Origin of the sequence: Aurantimonas marianensis (genome assembly GCF_024195285.1) — a bacterium.
GTDB lineage: Bacteria > Pseudomonadota > Alphaproteobacteria > Rhizobiales > Rhizobiaceae > Aurantimonas > Aurantimonas marianensis.
Genome location: NZ_JALHBS010000048.1, coordinates 55,767 through 71,445, shown reverse-complemented (window position 1 = coordinate 71,445; position 15,679 = coordinate 55,767). Strand labels below are relative to the sequence as shown.

Here is a 15,679-nt window from a genome sequence, read left to right as displayed (position 1 = left end):
GAGGGGAAGGGCAGGGGATATGTCGATGGCGGATACGACGAGTTCCAATCAGTGGAGCGATCAGCAGGTCGACAATATCGAGGATGATCCTTTCGCCGAACTGTCACGGCTGATCGATGAGCCATGGGGCTCGGAGCCGGCGAGCGACCGGCCCGCATCTCTGGCGCAGGTTGGTGAGAACCTCCCGTCCGTGGGCGATGCGAGCGGCTTTTCCGTGTCCGACGCGCCGGGCATCCCGGCCGATGAGCCGGCGGATTCGCTGAGTGTCGACATTGACGACCTGGTCGGCGCCCTCGATGCGGAACTGAATGCATCTTTCCAGGAGGAGGGCGCGCGGGAGTCGACGCAGCACTCCGGCCAGCCTGCTGCCGCAATCTCCCATCCAGCAATGATCGCGTCGCCGCTAGCAAATCGGGGTGTGAAAGCCGACGCCGGCAGTGTCTCGATGCAACGGATCGAGGCGATGCCGGTCAGCGATCTGGAAGTTGCGCTGCGCGCCCTTTCGGCGCCGGTCAATCCTCGCGGTATCGGTTTGCAGTACAGTGAGGCCTTTGCGCCAGCGCGCCGCGATACGGCTCCGTCTCCAGACGTCGCCGACAAGCCCTTCGATGATTTCGACGAATTGATCGCCAGCGAACTCGCCGCGATGAATCCGACGCCTCGGGCGGTCGCGGCGACGCTTCCCACCGTTGGTGGGGCGGAGCCGGATGTCGGCTCGCCCGTGGGTCACGCGGCGGCGCCGGTTCGGCATCCGAAGGCAACCGAGGATGCGTCCGCCGCCAAGGTGCCCGCGGCCAATGTTAAAGACCGGCCTGCCGTCGCGGATGCGATGTCGTCCGCTTTCGCGCCGGCAGCGGCGAGCCGCGCCCGCTTTTCACCTCGCATGCCCGGACTTGCCGCCAGCGTGCTGGCGATCACCGTCGTCGGTGCCGCCGCGGCCTATTGGGCGTCGGGCGATATTGCCGGTGACTCCGGCGATATGTTGATCGTGCGGGCCGACACGGATCCGGTCAAAGTGGCTCCCAAGGATCCCGGCGGCCGGGCGATCCCGAACCAGAACAAGGCGGTCTACGAACGCGTGCAAAGCGCCGACGCCGACATCGTCCCGGCGCAGCAGACCCTCGTCACGGCGGCCGAGGAGCCGGTCGACCTTCCGGGCGTCGATCTGAACCCGATCAGCAGCGCCCGCGCCGCGGAACCGGTGCGCATCGCCGATGCCGCGAGTGACGGCTCGCCGATCGCGGTGCTGACGCCCCGCCGCGTGCGCACCATGACGGTTCGACCCGATGGAACGCTCGTTGTGGCGAATACGGTTCCCGAGACCTCCATGGACGATATGCGCGGCAATGGTGCGGCGCTGATCGAAGCATCATCCCGGTCGATGGTTCCCGCCGAGGGTGCCGCGCTATCGTCTGCCGAGGCGAACGCCAGCGTCGTCGGTCAGTCGTCGTCCGGCGTTCCCGTGCCGGTCTTGCGACCGGGAAGCGACAATTCCGCCCCGGTCAGGGTTGCTGCGGTAACGGCGCCGGAACCGATGTCGGACGCGGGGGGCTTGACCGCCGATGTCGCCGTGGCGACGACCGCGCCTGAGACGGTAGGATCGATCGCAGCCGCTCCCGCCGCGACGCCGGCCCCTGTTTCCGCGGCCCAGACGCCGGTCGCCGACGGCTATTACGTCCAGATTTCGTCGCAGCCCAACGAGGCCGCCGCCAAGCAGACGTCGCAGACGCTCGGGCAGCGCTATGCCGAGGTCATCGGCCAGCGCGATCTCGTGATCCAGTCGGCGGACATCCCCGGTAAGGGGACCTATTATCGCGTGCGGATCGCCACCAGATCGAAGTCCGAGGCGTCGACCCTTTGCAGCGAATTGAAATCAGCAGGCGGCAGCTGTTTCGTGGCGCGCTGAGCGCCGGCGCTGTCACGCTTCTCGGCGGGGCCTCCGGCCCGGCCGCTTCTTCCCATGACCATAACGCAGGACAGCCAGGCCGAGCAGCCTCGCCGTCCGCTCTTGCATCGGAGACACGGATGAGCGGATCGAAGGCCTGGATCGCCGCGCCGGCGGCGCGTCGGCTAAGCGCGGACGAGCGCAGGTTCTTCGCCGACGAGCGTCCGTGGGGGTTTATTCTCTTTGCGCGAAACGTCTCGGAGGCATCTCAGATCGAGGACCTCGTCGCCGAACTGATCGACCTTGGCGGCCGGGATACGACGCCGATCTTCATTGATCAGGAGGGCGGCAGGATACAGCGTTTGAGGCCGCCGCTGGCGCCGGAATATCCGCCGGCTGCCTCGATCGGGCGGGTCTATGCGTCCGACCCGGCGGCCGGACAGCGCCTCGCGTGGCTGCAAGGCCGCCTGCTCGCCGATGACCTGATGGCTTTTGGGATCAACGCCGATTGCGTGCCGTGCGTGGATGTGCCGACGATGGATGCGCACTCGGTGATCGGCGACCGCGCCTATGCGACAAATCCCGAAGCGGTGGCGACGCTTGGCGGGGCCGCGGCGGACGGCCTCATCGCCGGTGGCGTCTTGCCGGTCATGAAGCATATTCCCGGCCACGGCCGCGGCAATGCCGACAGTCATCTCGCGCTGCCGGTGGTCACGACGCCGCGCGACGAGTTGTCGCGCACCGATTTCGCGCCGTTCCGGTCCCTCCAGACGCTGCCGGCTGCGATGACCGCGCACATCCTCTACAGCGCCATCGACCCGGTCCACCCGGCCACCTTGTCGGCCACGGTCATCGAAAGCGTGATCCGCGACGAAATCGGCTTCGACGGCCTGTTGATGAGCGATGACATCTCGATGAAGGCGCTGGCGGGCGATCTCGCCGAACTGAGCGCGAGAGCGCTCGACGCGGGCTGCGATGTGGTCCTCCATTGCAATGGCGATTTCGACGAAATGCGAAAAATCGCGGGTGCGGCGCGGCCGTTGTCCGGCGACGCGCAGCGACGTGCCGAAGCGGCGGAATCGGCCATTTCCGCACGCGCGACGAACGACGATATGCCGGCGTTTCGGGCCGAATACGACGCGTTGGTGAGCGTCTCCGCCTGACGCGTAACCTCTGGCAACGGCCTGCGACTATAGGTCCGAGTTTCTAGCTTACGAACAAGAATCGCGCTCGCATGTGAAATCGGGTCGGATCGATCCTATGTCATCGGGATCTGGGCGGTAAACGCGGGAAGCGTGTCGGGATGGACATCGAACGCTGTTGCCGTTCCCGTAGCGACCGGCTACCGAGGTCGCGAATTGGCGGGCCGCGTGGCTTTGCCGACGAACGGACGGACAGGCCGAAGCGTGCAGGATCAACAGAGCACCGCCATCGCTCCATCGACAAAGAGCGCCGGACGCACCAGTGCCGGCGTCAGCTTCGCCGCGCGCCTGGGGTTTGAAGACATCGTCCACACCGTGGGATCGACCACGATCCTGTCGGGGATCAGCCTGACGGCCGAACCTGGCGAAATTCTCTGCCTGCTCGGGCCGTCCGGTTCCGGCAAGACGACGATGCTCCGCATTGCCGCGGGAATCGAGCGTCAAACCGCCGGCCGCCTGGTGCTCAACGGCCAGGAGATCGCCGGCCCCGATGCGTTCGTGCCGCCGGAAAAGCGCGGCATCGGCCTGATGTTCCAGGATTTCGCCCTGTTCCCGCACATGAGCATCGCCGAAAATGTCCGCTTCGGCCTGACGGCGCTTTCAGGCGCGGCCTCGAAGAGGGAGGCGATGGTGGCGCTCGAGCGGGTCGGGCTCGCCGATGTCGCGCGCCAATATCCGCATACCCTTTCCGGCGGTGAACAGCAGCGGGTGGCGCTGGCGCGGGCGTTGACCCCGCGACCGACGGTCCTGTTGATGGACGAGCCGTTTTCGGGCCTCGACAGCCGTCTCAAGGACGTCGTGCGGACCGATACGCTGCAGATCCTGCGCGAAAGCCGGGCGACGGCGATCATCGTGACGCACGATGCCGAGGAGGCGATGCGGATGGGCGACCGAATCGCGCTTCTGCGCGACGGTCGGCTCGTGCAGGTGGGGACCGCCGCGCAACTCTACAGCCGCCCGGCCGACCTTTTCACGGCCGGCTTTTTTTCCGAGCTCAACGTCATCGAGGGGGAAGTGCGCGGCGGCCGCGTCGTCACGGCGCTCGGCCCGGTCGCGGATTCGCTTCTGTCCGACGGTACGCCGGTGACGGTGGCGTTGCGCCTCATGGGCTTGCGTCTGGAGGAACAGTCGAGCGGCGTGCTCGGGCGCATCGTCGCCCGCCGTTTTCTCGGCGGTGTCGACCTGATGACCGTCGCGATCGAGGGGCTCGACTATCCGCTTCGATCGCGCATGCGCGCCGGAATCGTACCAGACGGTAAACGCGATGTCGTTGTTTCCGTTGATTTGCAAGACGTTATCGTGTTTGAAAAGACCCCGGATCATCGTTAGATTGGCGGGAGCGAACGGCTCACGCGTTCCATGGAGAATTGTTATGGGTAGCTTCAGCATTTGGCATTGGCTTATCGTCCTTGCGGTCGTGCTGCTCCTGTTTGGTCGCGGTAAGATTCCCGAGCTGATGGGTGACGTGGCGAAGGGCATCAAGAGCTTCAAGAAGGGTATGTCGGACGAGGACGCGGAAAAGACGGAGACGGCGCAGGAGCGTCGGACGCTCGATCACACCGAGGGCGACGTCGTACGGCACGACGTGGCGACCAAGAAGACGGTCAACTGATCGTCTGATCGCTCCACCGTCCGGCGACCGGATTCTGCTCGTGCCCGCTCGCCATCGTTCCTGGTTGTCGCTCTCGAGGCCTTGCGATGTTTGATATTGGTTGGGCCGAACTGATGATGGTCGCCGTGATCCTCGTGGTCGTGGTCGGCCCCAAGGATCTGCCACGCATGCTGCGCACATTCGGGCGCACGACCAAGCAGTTGCGCTCGATGGCCGGGGATTTTCGGCGGCAGTTCGACGACGCGTTGCGCGAGGCCGAACTCGATGACGTGCGGTCGACGGTGAGCGATATCCGCAAACTGGATCCCACCAAGGATGTCCGCGCGGCGATGAACCCGATGAAGGCGGTGGGCGAGGAGATTCGCTCCTCGCTCAAGGCAGCCGCCAAGGCGCCGGAACCAGCGGTCCCGAGCCCCACCGCCGACGCGAGTCCCGACAAGCCTGACAAGGTCGGCGCGACCGCGAAAGCCGGCCGTTCGTCGCCGGCGCCTGCGCCAGCCGCGAATGCGAAGCCGGCCGCGGCCTCCGGAAACGGAGCGATTGCCCCCGTCAAGCGTGCGACAAAAGCCAAGCCGGCCACTAAGGGAGGGCCTGCTGCCAAGGCCAAGGTGCCACCCAAGGCCAAGCCCACGGCGAAAAAGACAACCGAGGACGTCGCGTGACACGCACTGACAGCGATATCGAGGCCTCTTCGGCGCCGTTGATCGACCATCTCATCGAATTGCGAACGCGGCTGATCTGGAGCATTGCCGGATTTCTGCTCGCGTTCATTTTCTGCTTCTTTTTCGCCAAGCAGATCTTCAATTTCCTGGTCGTGCCCTATCAGACGGCGACGATCTGGGCCGGAATTCACGACCGGCAGGTCGAGCTGATCTACACCGCGCCGCAGGAGTTCTTTTTTACCCAGGTCAAGATCGCGGCTTTCGGCGGCTTCTTCATCGCCTTCCCGCTGATCGCGGCGCAGATCTACAAATTCGTGGCGCCCGGCCTTTACAAGGAGGAGAGGGGCGCGTTCCTGCCGTTTCTGGTGGCGACGCCGCTGCTTTTTCTGCTCGGCGCGTCACTGGTCTATTATTTCTTCACGCCGATGGTGATGTGGTTCTTCCTGTCGATGGAGCAGGCGGGTACCGGTGGGCAAGCGGCCATTCAGTTGCTGCCACGGGTCTCCGAATATCTGTCGCTGATCATGACGCTGATCTTCGCGTTCGGATTGGTGTTTCAGCTGCCGGTCGTCGCCACCTTGCTGGTCAGAGCCGGAATCACGTCGGCCGACGGTCTTGCCTCGAAGCGAAAATACGCCATCGTGCTGGCCTTCATCGCCGCCGCGATCTTGACCCCGCCCGATCCGATGTCGCAAATCGGTCTTGCCCTGCCAACGATCCTTCTCTACGAGGTGTCGATCTTTGCGGCGCGGATGATCGAGAAGAGGCGGGCCGAAAAACTCGGTGAGAGCGAGACGTAAGGCCGACCTCGACGCCTTGGAACCGGGTCCCGTCGCTTACCGGTCGGGAACGGGAATTACATGCTCGATATCAGATGGATACGCGAGAATCCAGAAAAGCTGGATGAAGCGCTCGCACGCCGCGGTGCCGCGCCCGCCTCGGCCGAACTGATCAGGCTCGACGAGGCTCGTCGCGAACATCTGACACGGCTTCAACAGCTTCAGGGCCGGCGCAACGACGCTTCGAAGGCCATTGGCAAGGCCAAGGGCTCGGGCGATTCCGACGCCGCCGAAAAACTCATCCGTGAGGTTGCCGAGATCAAGGCGGCGATCCAGGAGGGCGAGGAGACCGAGCGGCGTATCGACCAGTCGCTTGAAGACGCGCTGGCGCGTATTCCGAATTTGCCGGCCGCCGATGTTCCAGCCGGGCTGGACGAGAGCGCCAATGTCGAGATTCGCCGCTTTGGCGAGAAGCCCGAATTCGACTTCGAGCCGAAGGAGCATGCCGAACTCGGCGAAGCGCTGGGCATGATGGATTTCGAGCAGGCGGCGAAGATTTCCGGCGCACGCTTCACGGTCCTGCGAGGTGGGCTGGCGCGACTGGAACGCGCGCTCGGCCAATTCATGCTCGACCTGCATACTGGCGAGCACGGCTACGAGGAGGTGGCGACGCCGCTGCTGGTGCGCGACGAAGCGCTGTTCGGCACCGGACAATTGCCGAAATTCTCCGAGGACCTCTTCCATACGACCGCCGGGCGGTGGCTCATCCCGACCGCCGAGGTGCCCTTGACCAATCTCGTCCGGGAGCAGATTCTCGACCCGGCCGACCTTCCGACTCGGGTAACGGCGCTGACGCCATGCTTTCGCTCGGAGGCGGGCTCGGCCGGCCGCGACACGCGCGGCATGTTGCGCCAGCACCAGTTCTACAAGGTCGAGCTGGTATCGATCACGGCTGCCGAGACATCCCTCGATGAGCACGAGCGTATGACCGCCTCGGCCGAGGAGGTGCTGAAACGACTCGGCCTGTCATATCGCGTCGTCACGCTGTGCGCGGGCGATATGGGGTTCTCCGCGAGCAAGACCTACGACATCGAGGTCTGGCTGCCGGGGCAGGGCGCCTATCGGGAGATCTCCAGCTGCTCGGTCTGCGGCGACTTCCAGGCGCGGCGCATGGGAACGCGCTACCGGCCGGACGGCGAGAGGTCGCCGCGCTTCGTCCACACGCTGAACGGCTCCGGGGTCGCCCTCGGGCGCGCGCTGATCGCGGTGATGGAAAACTATCAGAACGCCGATGGAAGCATCACGGTGCCCCAAGTGCTCCGACCCTACATGGGCGGGATCGAACGGATCGAGAGGTCGGCCTGATGCGACTCCTGCTCACCAATGACGATGGCATTCATGCCGAGGGCCTCCAGGTCCTGGAGCGGATTGCCCGAACGCTGAGCGACGATGTCTGGGTCGTTGCGCCCGAGACCGACCAGAGCGGCCTGTCGCACTCGCTGACGCTTTCCTCACCTCTGCGTCTGCGCAAGATTTCCGAAAAGCGGTTCGCGCTCTCGGGCACGCCGACCGACTGCGTGATCATGGCGGTCAAGCGACTGATGGGTTCTCCGCCGGATATGGTGCTCTCGGGGGTCAATGCCGGCCAGAACATTTGCGACGACGTCACCTATTCCGGTACCGTGGCCGGCGCCATGGAAGGCACGATGCTTGGGCTGAAATCGGTGGCGCTGAGCCAGCAATTTACCCGCGGCGGCAACCGGGAGACATTGTGGGACACGGCCGAGCAACACGCCCCGGCTGTCCTCGATTTGCTTTCCAGCTATCCGATGCCACCCGGCCATCTGGTCAACATCAACTTTCCGGCGGTGCCGGCCGATGCGGTAGGCGGGGTCGAGGTCACCCGCCAGGGCAAGCTCGACTATTCGCTCGGCATGGAAGAGCGGCGCGACGGCCGCGGCTTTCCGTATTTCTGGCTGACCTTCGGTCGCCAGGCCGGGGAGGAAGTCGAGAGCTCCGATATCGCGGCTTTGTCAGCCGGAAAAATCTCGGTGACGCCGCTGCACCTCGATCTGACCGCCCATGCACTGCGCAAGGGACTGGGAGATCTGTTTCGGTGAGGCCGGAGGCACGGGACCGCGAGGACCTTGCGGCATTTCTCCTGAGCCTGCGTACCCGCCGGATCGCCGATCCGAAGCTGCTCGAGGCGATCGAGACCGTGCCCAGGCGCTTCTTTTTGCCTGACAGCATTGAGAATGCCTATGACGATCGGTCCGCGCCGATCGATTGCGGGGAGACCATGCCAGGCGCGCTCTTCGCGGTGCGGCTGGTGGCGGCACTGGAGATCGAGGCGGACCAGAATATTCTCGAGATCGGCACCGGCAGCGGTTACGTTACGGCGCTGATGGCGCGCCTTTGCGCCCACGTCACATCCTTCGATCGCTATCGGCGCCTGATTGAGGCGGCAAGCCGGCGGTTGAAACTGGTCGGCGTCAGCAACGTCTCTCTGTTCCGCGAAGACGGCAGCGACGGCTTCGCCGCCGGGGCGCCCTTCGATCGTGTGATCGTACACGCCGCCTTTCCGGCCGTGCCGCGATTGTTCCTCGACCAGATTCGTCCGCACGGGGTGCTGATCTGCGCGCTCGGCGAGGCAGGCCAAGAACAGGCGCTGGTGCGTCTGCGCAAGGTCGGAAGCCGGTTCGAGCGCGAGGATCTCGGGCCGGTCCGCTACCAGCCGCTGGCGTTCGGAACGGCGGAGGTGCTGTAGCCGGATGGGCGGTGCAAGCCACTGGCTAGGCTCAGGACTCATTGATCCAGAAGGCGAATGTCGCAGCGATGACGATGGCTGCGAAGAAGGTTTCGGCGCAGCGGTCGTAGCGCGTTGCAATGCGCCTCCAGTCCTTGAGACGACCGAACATGCGCTCGACCACGTTGCGACGCTTGTAGGTCCACCTGCAGTAGGTAGCGGGGCTTTTGCGACCTTTGCGGGGTGGGATGCATGGTTTGATGCCACGTGCGCGGATGGCATCGCGCAACCGATCGCCGTCGTAGCCCTTGTCCCCGATCAGCGTGCGCGTAGCGTTCGGCAGCGCAGGCAGCATGGTCGCTGCCCCGCGATAGTCGCTGGTCTGACCTTCGGTCAGCAACAGGATGATCGGGCGGCCTTTGGCATCGCACACCGCGTGCAGCTTCGAGTTCAAGCCGCCTTTCGTGCGTCCGATACGGCGGGGAAGCACCCCCCTTTTAGAAGGCTCGCAGCCGTGCGGTGAGCCTTCAAATGCGTGGCATCGATTGCAACCTCTTCGGGCTCGTCGGCCTGCGCGGCTAGATCAGCGAAGATGCGGTCGAACACTCCCATCCGGCTCCAGCGAATGAAGCGATTATACAACGTCTTGTTCGGTCCGTAGGCCTTCGGCGCGTCACGCCAGCGAAGCCCGTTCTTGATGACGAACACGATCCCCGAGATGACCTTGCGATCGTCCACTCGCGGCACGCCGTGCGAGAGCGGAAAGTGTGGCTCGATGCGCGCCATCTGCGCATCGGTCAACCAGATCAGGTCATCCATCGCGGCACCTCCATGCCGCAAACGGAATCATCCCCGCATCGCTATCGCAACCGATTAATAGGTCCTGAGCCTAGGGGGTTGCTCCAAAAGAAATACCGTCGGTCGCGCGGTGATTTAACCCGGCAGTAAGATTAACGCGCTTCAATGGTCTCGAGAGTAATCCCGCCTGTTCAAGGGACGACGATGCGAATCAATGTGCTGAAATCTCTGCGACTGAATATGGTTCGAACCGTTGCGGTGGTCGGCTTGACGGGGTTTGCCGCCGGGTGCAGCTCAGACGTGGCGCGTTTCGATGACGGCTTCTACACGGGAGCGGTGCCGCGCACGCCGACCCGCACGGCGGCTGCCAGTCAGCCTTATCCGGGTGATGTCGATCAGTTGAATACGGCCAGTATCAGCCGCTCTTCGGGATATACGCCATCGTCCGATCGCGCACCCACCACTTCTGTGCAGCGCAACACGCTGCCGCCTCCGCCGCCGCCGAGCTATCAGACCTCCGCTCCTGCCTCCCAGGCTTCGACTCCCGCCGCCGTGGCGCCCTCTGCGACGCCGCCAGCGGGACGAGGCGCGCCGGCATCGACACTCGGAGCTCAGGCGGCGCGGATCGCCAAGCCTGCGCCACGGCAGATTGACGACGGCGCGAAAGTGACGGTCGAAAGCGGCGATACGCTGTTGTCGATCGCCCGGCGAACCGGAGCTTCGGTATCCGACATCAAGCGTGCGAACGGCCTGGACGACAGCACCATCCGCATCGGTCAGAAGCTCAGCGTACCTGGCGGAAAAGTCGCCGAGCCCAAGGTCGCCAGCCTCGACACCAAAGTCACTGCGCCGACGAAGGAGGTCGCCAAGCCGCGGACCGACAGCACCGCGCCCGAGCCCTACACGCCGCCGGCAACGGCCGAGAAGGCGGGCCGCCCTTCCGCCGACGTGGTCTCGAAGCAGCCGCAGCCGACAACGACGGACAATAAGGAAGTCGAGTCCAAGGTGGCCGCCATCGCGCCCGACGCAACTGGGATCAGCCAGTTCCGCTGGCCGGTTCAAGGGCGCGTAATCAGTCGATTCGGCGAGAAAGTCGGGTCGCGACGCAATGACGGTCTCAACATCTCCGTGCCACGCGGCACGCCGGTCAAGGCGGCCGAGAATGGCGTGGTGATCTATGCCGGCGATGGCCTCAAGGAATTCGGCAACACCGTGCTTGTGAAACACGACGACGGCCTCGTTACCGTTTATGGCCACGCCGATTCGATTTCCGTGGAGCGCGGCGCGAAGGTGCGGCGCGGCCAGGAGGTCGCCAAGTCCGGCATGAGCGGCGACACGGACGTTCCGGTCCTGCATTTCGAAGTGCGCAAGAACTCGGCGCCGGTCGATCCGACCAAGTATCTGCAATAGACGCCGACCTCCAGGCGCCTACCGCCTGGCCATGCGTTGCGGCGCATGCCGGGTGATTCGGGACCGGCAGCTGTCGCCAAGTTTCGTCGATGAAGCGGAATCTGCCCCCTAGGCGCCGTCTTGCGTGGTCAGTTGCCTGCCGAGCCGCCCCGCCAGATCCTGGACGAACTGGTATGCGACGCGCCCTGACCGGCTGCCGCGGGTCGTCGACCATTCGAGTGCCTCGCGCCGAAGCATCTCCGGGTCGGCGGCAATGTCATACGCGGCTAGATAACCGTCGATCATCGCCAGATACTCGTCCTGGCTGCAGCGATGGAAGCCGAGCCAGAGGCCGAAGCGGTCCGAGAGCGAGACCTTCTCCTCGACCGCTTCCCCGGGATTGATCGCGGTCGAACGCTCGTTCTCGATCATGTCGCGCGGCAAGAGGTGGCGCCGGTTCGATGTCGCGTAGAACAGCACGTTAGGGGGCCGACCCTCGACCCCACCCTCCAGTGCCGCCTTCAGCGACTTATAGGCGCTGTCGCCCATGTCGAAGGAGAGATCGTCGCAGTAGAGAAGAAACGGGCAGGGCGCTTCGCGTACCAGACTCATCAGTTGCGGCAGATGATCGATATCCTCGCGGTGGATCTCGATCAGCTTGAGGCGTGCGGCGCCTGCGGGAAGGGCCGCGTTCACCGCGGCGTGCGCGGCCTTGACCAGAGACGACTTTCCCATGCCGCGGGCGCCCCACAAGAGCGCGTTGTTGGCGGGAAGCCCGCGGGCAAAGCGCTCGGTGTTTTCCAGGAGAATGTCGCGCGAGCGGTCGATGCCCCTGAGCAGTTCGATGGGGACGCGGTTAACCCTCCGTACCGGCGCGAGGGCGGCAGGCGGTTCGAATACGAAGCAATCGGCCGCGGTGAAATCTGGCGCGGCGGCTGGCGGCGGCGCAAGTCGCTCAAGACTTCGCGCGATCCGGTCAATGGTCTGCATCAGGTGGGTGAACTCGGCGGAATCCATGAGGAAATCTCGTCTCTTTCGTTGCGGCCCGCCGGGTCTTTCGCCGGCTTGTTGCATTCGAGGCGACCGATCGTATATTCCGCGCTGATCGTAAAGGCCTTGCGCCGCCCCATTTCCTGAGAGGTTCCTGATGTTCGTGTCCGAGGCTTTTGCCCAGACAGCTGCGCCCGCTGCCGGTGGAAGCGATCTTCTGATCAGTGTGCTGCCGTTCGTGGCGGTCTTTGCGATCATGTATTTCCTGATCATCCGCCCCCAGCGTACGACGATGAAGAAACGCCAGGAGATGCTCAGCAACATTCGCCGCGGCGATACGGTCGTGACCGGCGGCGGTATCGTCGCGAAGGTGACCAAGGTGCTGGATAACGGCGAGCTCGAGGTGCAGATTTCCGAGCAGGTGCGCGTGCGGCTGGTGCAGGCGATGGTCGCCGAAGTGCGCGTGAAGGGTGAACCGGCGGCGGCGAACACCAAATAGCCGCTTTGCTTGAGCAAACGAGGCAACGGCCTTAATTTAGTCCGAGACACGCCATGTGCGTGTCCAGGCCGCGTCGACTGAACGCTTGATACGGATCGCGCTCCCCTGGAGCGACCGTCGACCCTTTCGGGACCCCTATGCTCTATTTTTCGCGCTGGAAAACGATCCTAATCTGGCTGACGGTTGCTCTCGGGGTGGTTTACGCTGCCCCGAACCTGTTTTCATCCCAGACGCTCGACCAGATGCCGTCCTTCGTGCCTGACGACAAGATCACGCTCGGGCTCGATCTGCAGGGTGGGTCTTACATCCTGCTTGAGATCGACGGTCCGTCGCTGGTGGGCGAGCGTCTGCAAACCTTGCGCGACGACGCGCGCCAGATCTTGCGCACCGAGCGCATCGGCTATTCGGGACTCAGTGATTCCGGCACGACGGTGACGGTTCGGCTGCGCGATCCGGGGCAGTCCGACGCCGCGCGCCAGGCGCTGGAACCGCTGACCCAGCCGCTTTCGAGCGGACTGCTGAGCGGCGGTACGGTGACGGAAGTGGCGGTCGCCGAACCCCAGCCCGGTGTCCTGAGCCTGTCGTTGACCGACCAGGGAATCGCCTACCGAACGTCCACGGCGGTCGCGCACTCGATCGAGGTCGTGCGTCGCCGCGTCGACGAGCTCGGCACGACGGAACCGCTGATCCAACGCCAGGGCGACGACCGGATCATGGTGCAGGTTCCCGGCTTGCAGGATCCGCAACGGCTGAAGGCGCTGCTCAATCAGACCGCCAAGCTGTCCTTCCGGCTCGTCGATCAAAGCGCTTCGGCTGACGAGGTCGCAAGGGGCGCCCGCGCGCCCGCCGGCTCGGAACTGCGCTACACGAATGACCAGCCGCCCCAGCCAATCCTGGTCCAGCGCCAGGTGATGGTCTCGGGCGAGAATCTCACCGACGCGCAGGCCGGATTCGACAGCCAGACCAACCAGCCTGTCGTCAACATCCGCTTCGACACGCAGGGCGCGCAACGATTCGGTGCGGTGACGCAGCAAAATGTCGGGCGTCCCTTCGCCATCGTTCTCGACGACGAAGTTTTGTCGGCGCCCAATATCCGCGAGCCCATCCTTGGCGGCCAGGCCCAGATCAGCGGCAATTTCACCGTCGATAGCGCCAATGACCTCGCGGTTCTGCTGCGTGCCGGCGCGCTCCCGGCGACGTTGAACATCATCGAGGAGCGGACGGTCGGTCCGGGATTGGGCGCCGATTCGATCGCCGCGGGTGAGATCGCCGGCATCATCGGCTCGATCCTCGTCGTCGCCTTCATGTTGGCGGCCTACGGGTTTCTCGGCATCATCGCCAACATCGCGCTGGTCGCGAACGTCGTCATGATAGTAGCGCTCCTGTCGGTCGTTGGTTCGACCCTGACGCTGCCGGGAATTGCCGGCATCGTGCTGACTGTCGGCATGGCGGTCGATTCGAACGTGCTGATCTACGAACGCATCCGCGAGGAGCGACGCACCGGTCGCTCGGTCGTGCAGGCGATCGACGTCGGTTTCCAGAAGGCACTGGCGACGATCATCGACGCCAACATCACCACTCTGATCGCGGCGGTCGTGCTGTTCTCGCTTGGGTCCGGCCCGGTCCGTGGCTTCGCGGTGACGCTTGCCTTTGGTATCGTCACCACGGTGTTCACCGCTTTCACGCTGACCCGTTGGCTGGTCGCCGAGTGGGTCCGCCGCAAGCGCCCGAAGGAATTGCCGAAGGGCTTCCTGCATCTGGTGCCGGACGTGACGAAGATCCCGTTCATGGCCATTCGCAAATGGACCTTCGCGGCCAGTCTCGCGGCCTCGATCGCCGCGCTGGTCGGCTTCGCGACCTTCAGCATGAATTTCGGCATCGATTTTACCGGCGGAACGCTGATCGAGGTGCAGGCCAAGGGAGAGGCGGCCGACATTGGCGGCATCCGCTCGGCTTTGACCGGACGCCCGATTGGCGACGTGTCGGTGCAGGAATTCGGCTCGCCGAGAGAAGCGCTGATCCGCATCGGTTCGCAGAACGCCGATGGACAAAGCGGCGACGCAGCCCAACAGGCGACGGTCAACGAAGTGCGCGACGCGCTCTCGGCCGACTATGACTTCCGCCGGGTGGAGGTCGTCGGGCCGACGGTTTCCGGCGAATTGGCTTTGGCCGGCACGATCGCGGTTCTCGCGGCCATGCTGGCGATCCTTGTCTATGTCTGGATACGCTTCGAGTGGCAATTTGCGATTGGGGCGATCGTCGCCACCTTGCACGACGTCATCATGACGATCGGTTTCCTGGTCGTGACGCAGATCGAATTCAACCTGTCCAGTATCGCGGCGATCCTGACCATCGTCGGCTACTCGCTGAACGACACCGTCGTCGTCTACGACCGCGTTCGTGAGAATCTGCGTCGCTACAAGAAGCTGTCGCTGATCGAACTGTTCGACAAGTCGATCAACGACACCTTGTCACGGACCACTCTCACCGCGCTGACGACCCTGCTGGCGCTTACCGCCCTGGCGATCTTCGGCGGCGAGGTCATTCGCTCCTTCGTCCTGGCGATGTTGTTCGGCGTCGTGATCGGCACCTATTCTTCGATCTTCGTTGCGGGGCCGATTCTCATCCTGTTCAAGCTGCGCCCGGCCGATTTCCAGGCCGACCGCGAGGAGAACGCAGCCGCGCGGACAGGTATCCCGGCCGCGCGCGAAAGCTGACCGGACCATGGCGAAGGGTATCGAAATGCGGGCCGCGCATTTTCCCGGCCGCGCCCCGATCGAAGCTTACGGCAATGGCGGATTCCGGTTTGCCGAGATGTCGCATCGCGGCTCGATCCTGTGCCTTCCCTCCGGCATCTACGGTTGGGGTGCGACCGAGGAAAAGCCGTTCGCTGGGGATCGGCTGGCCAAGATCTTCGAGGACGCGGCCGATATCCGCTTCCTCCTGTTCGGAACCGGCCGCGAAATTCGGCGCCTGCCGCCAGCGCTGGCCGACCGGATGAGGCAGGCGGGAATCTCATGCGATCCAATGTCGACCGGGGCAGCCGTTCGGACTTTCAATGTCATGTTGGCCGAACGCCGCCCGGTGGCCGCGGCGCTCGTCGCGGTCGACTGATCT

At 64.5% G+C, this 15,679-nt stretch carries 15 protein-coding genes; 13 read left to right on the top strand and 2 right to left on the bottom strand.

The features are described 5' to 3' along the window. Positions 1-25 precede the first annotated feature (25 nt). The 9 genes from MJ956_RS09180 to MJ956_RS09140 all read left to right on the top strand — a co-directional run bounded on the left by MJ956_RS09180 (position 26) and on the right by MJ956_RS09140 (position 8,907). The gene (locus MJ956_RS09180) at positions 26-1,906 is read left to right on the top strand and encodes an SPOR domain-containing protein (RefSeq protein ID WP_253964171.1); all 1,881 of its coding nucleotides are present in this window, start codon (positions 26-28) and stop codon (positions 1,904-1,906) included. A gap of 119 nt (positions 1,907-2,025) precedes the next feature. Then, positions 2,026-3,048 (top strand): beta-N-acetylhexosaminidase, encoded by a 1,023-nt coding sequence (nagZ, locus tag MJ956_RS09175; RefSeq protein WP_253964170.1) that lies wholly within the window; start codon positions 2,026-2,028, stop codon positions 3,046-3,048. A gap of 243 nt (positions 3,049-3,291) precedes the next feature. Further along, on the top strand, positions 3,292-4,416 hold the full coding sequence (locus MJ956_RS09170; RefSeq protein ID WP_253964169.1) for an ABC transporter ATP-binding protein: 1,125 nt from the start codon (positions 3,292-3,294) through the stop codon (positions 4,414-4,416). 43 nt (positions 4,417-4,459) lie between these two features. Further along, positions 4,460-4,699 (top strand): twin-arginine translocase TatA/TatE family subunit, encoded by a 240-nt coding sequence (locus MJ956_RS09165; RefSeq protein ID WP_253964168.1) that lies wholly within the window; start codon positions 4,460-4,462, stop codon positions 4,697-4,699. Between the two features lie 86 nt (positions 4,700-4,785). Continuing rightward, the gene (tatB, locus tag MJ956_RS09160) at positions 4,786-5,361 is read left to right on the top strand and encodes a Sec-independent protein translocase protein TatB (RefSeq protein WP_256477799.1); all 576 of its coding nucleotides are present in this window, start codon (positions 4,786-4,788) and stop codon (positions 5,359-5,361) included. Beyond that, positions 5,358-6,161 (top strand): twin-arginine translocase subunit TatC, encoded by an 804-nt coding sequence (gene tatC / locus MJ956_RS09155; RefSeq protein ID WP_253964166.1) that lies wholly within the window; start codon positions 5,358-5,360, stop codon positions 6,159-6,161. Before tatB ends, tatC begins: the two co-directional genes overlap by 4 nt. A 60-nt stretch (positions 6,162-6,221) precedes the next feature. After that, positions 6,222-7,505, top strand: a complete 1,284-nt coding sequence (gene serS, locus MJ956_RS09150) for a serine--tRNA ligase (RefSeq protein WP_253964165.1) — start codon at positions 6,222-6,224, stop codon at positions 7,503-7,505. Then, the gene (gene surE / locus MJ956_RS09145; protein ID WP_253964164.1) at positions 7,505-8,260 is read left to right on the top strand and encodes a 5'/3'-nucleotidase SurE; all 756 of its coding nucleotides are present in this window, start codon (positions 7,505-7,507) and stop codon (positions 8,258-8,260) included. The genes serS and surE overlap by 1 nt, the downstream gene beginning before the upstream one ends. Beyond that, on the top strand, positions 8,257-8,907 hold the full coding sequence (locus MJ956_RS09140; RefSeq protein WP_253964163.1) for a protein-L-isoaspartate(D-aspartate) O-methyltransferase: 651 nt from the start codon (positions 8,257-8,259) through the stop codon (positions 8,905-8,907). Before surE ends, MJ956_RS09140 begins: the two co-directional genes overlap by 4 nt. Positions 8,908-8,938: 31 nt before the next feature. Here the strand turns inward: MJ956_RS09140 and MJ956_RS09135 are convergent. Further along, positions 8,939-9,705, bottom strand: a protein-coding gene (locus MJ956_RS09135) for an IS5 family transposase (protein ID WP_423724827.1) whose coding sequence is annotated in 2 segments (ribosomal slippage) — positions 8,939-9,370 and positions 9,373-9,705 — 765 coding nt in all. Because the reading frame shifts where the segments join, the coding sequence is not laid out codon by codon here. 183 nt (positions 9,706-9,888) lie between these two features. On the opposite strand from MJ956_RS09135, the gene MJ956_RS09130 reads away from it, so the two are divergent. Continuing rightward, on the top strand, positions 9,889-11,094 hold the full coding sequence (locus MJ956_RS09130) for a peptidoglycan DD-metalloendopeptidase family protein (RefSeq protein ID WP_253964161.1): 1,206 nt from the start codon (positions 9,889-9,891) through the stop codon (positions 11,092-11,094). A gap of 108 nt (positions 11,095-11,202) precedes the next feature. Here the strand turns inward: MJ956_RS09130 and MJ956_RS09125 are convergent, their stop codons facing one another. Further along, entirely contained in the window at positions 11,203-12,090 is an 888-nt protein-coding gene (locus MJ956_RS09125) for an ATP-binding protein (RefSeq protein WP_253964160.1), read from the bottom strand. 130 nt (positions 12,091-12,220) lie between these two features. Between MJ956_RS09125 and yajC the strand changes: the two genes are divergently transcribed. The 3 genes from yajC (at position 12,221) to MJ956_RS09110 (ending at position 15,676) form a co-directional block, all read left to right on the top strand. Beyond that, positions 12,221-12,562 carry a preprotein translocase subunit YajC gene (yajC, locus tag MJ956_RS09120; RefSeq protein ID WP_253964159.1) on the top strand — a complete coding sequence of 114 codons (342 nt, stop codon included), beginning with the start codon at positions 12,221-12,223 and terminating at the stop codon, positions 12,560-12,562. 137 nt (positions 12,563-12,699) lie between these two features. Beyond that, positions 12,700-15,279 carry a protein translocase subunit SecDF gene (secDF, locus tag MJ956_RS09115; protein ID WP_253964158.1) on the top strand — a complete coding sequence of 860 codons (2,580 nt, stop codon included), beginning with the start codon at positions 12,700-12,702 and terminating at the stop codon, positions 15,277-15,279. 7 nt (positions 15,280-15,286) lie between these two features. Further along, entirely contained in the window at positions 15,287-15,676 is a 390-nt protein-coding gene (locus MJ956_RS09110) for an Mth938-like domain-containing protein (protein ID WP_253964157.1), read from the top strand. Positions 15,677-15,679: the final 3 nt, after the last annotated feature.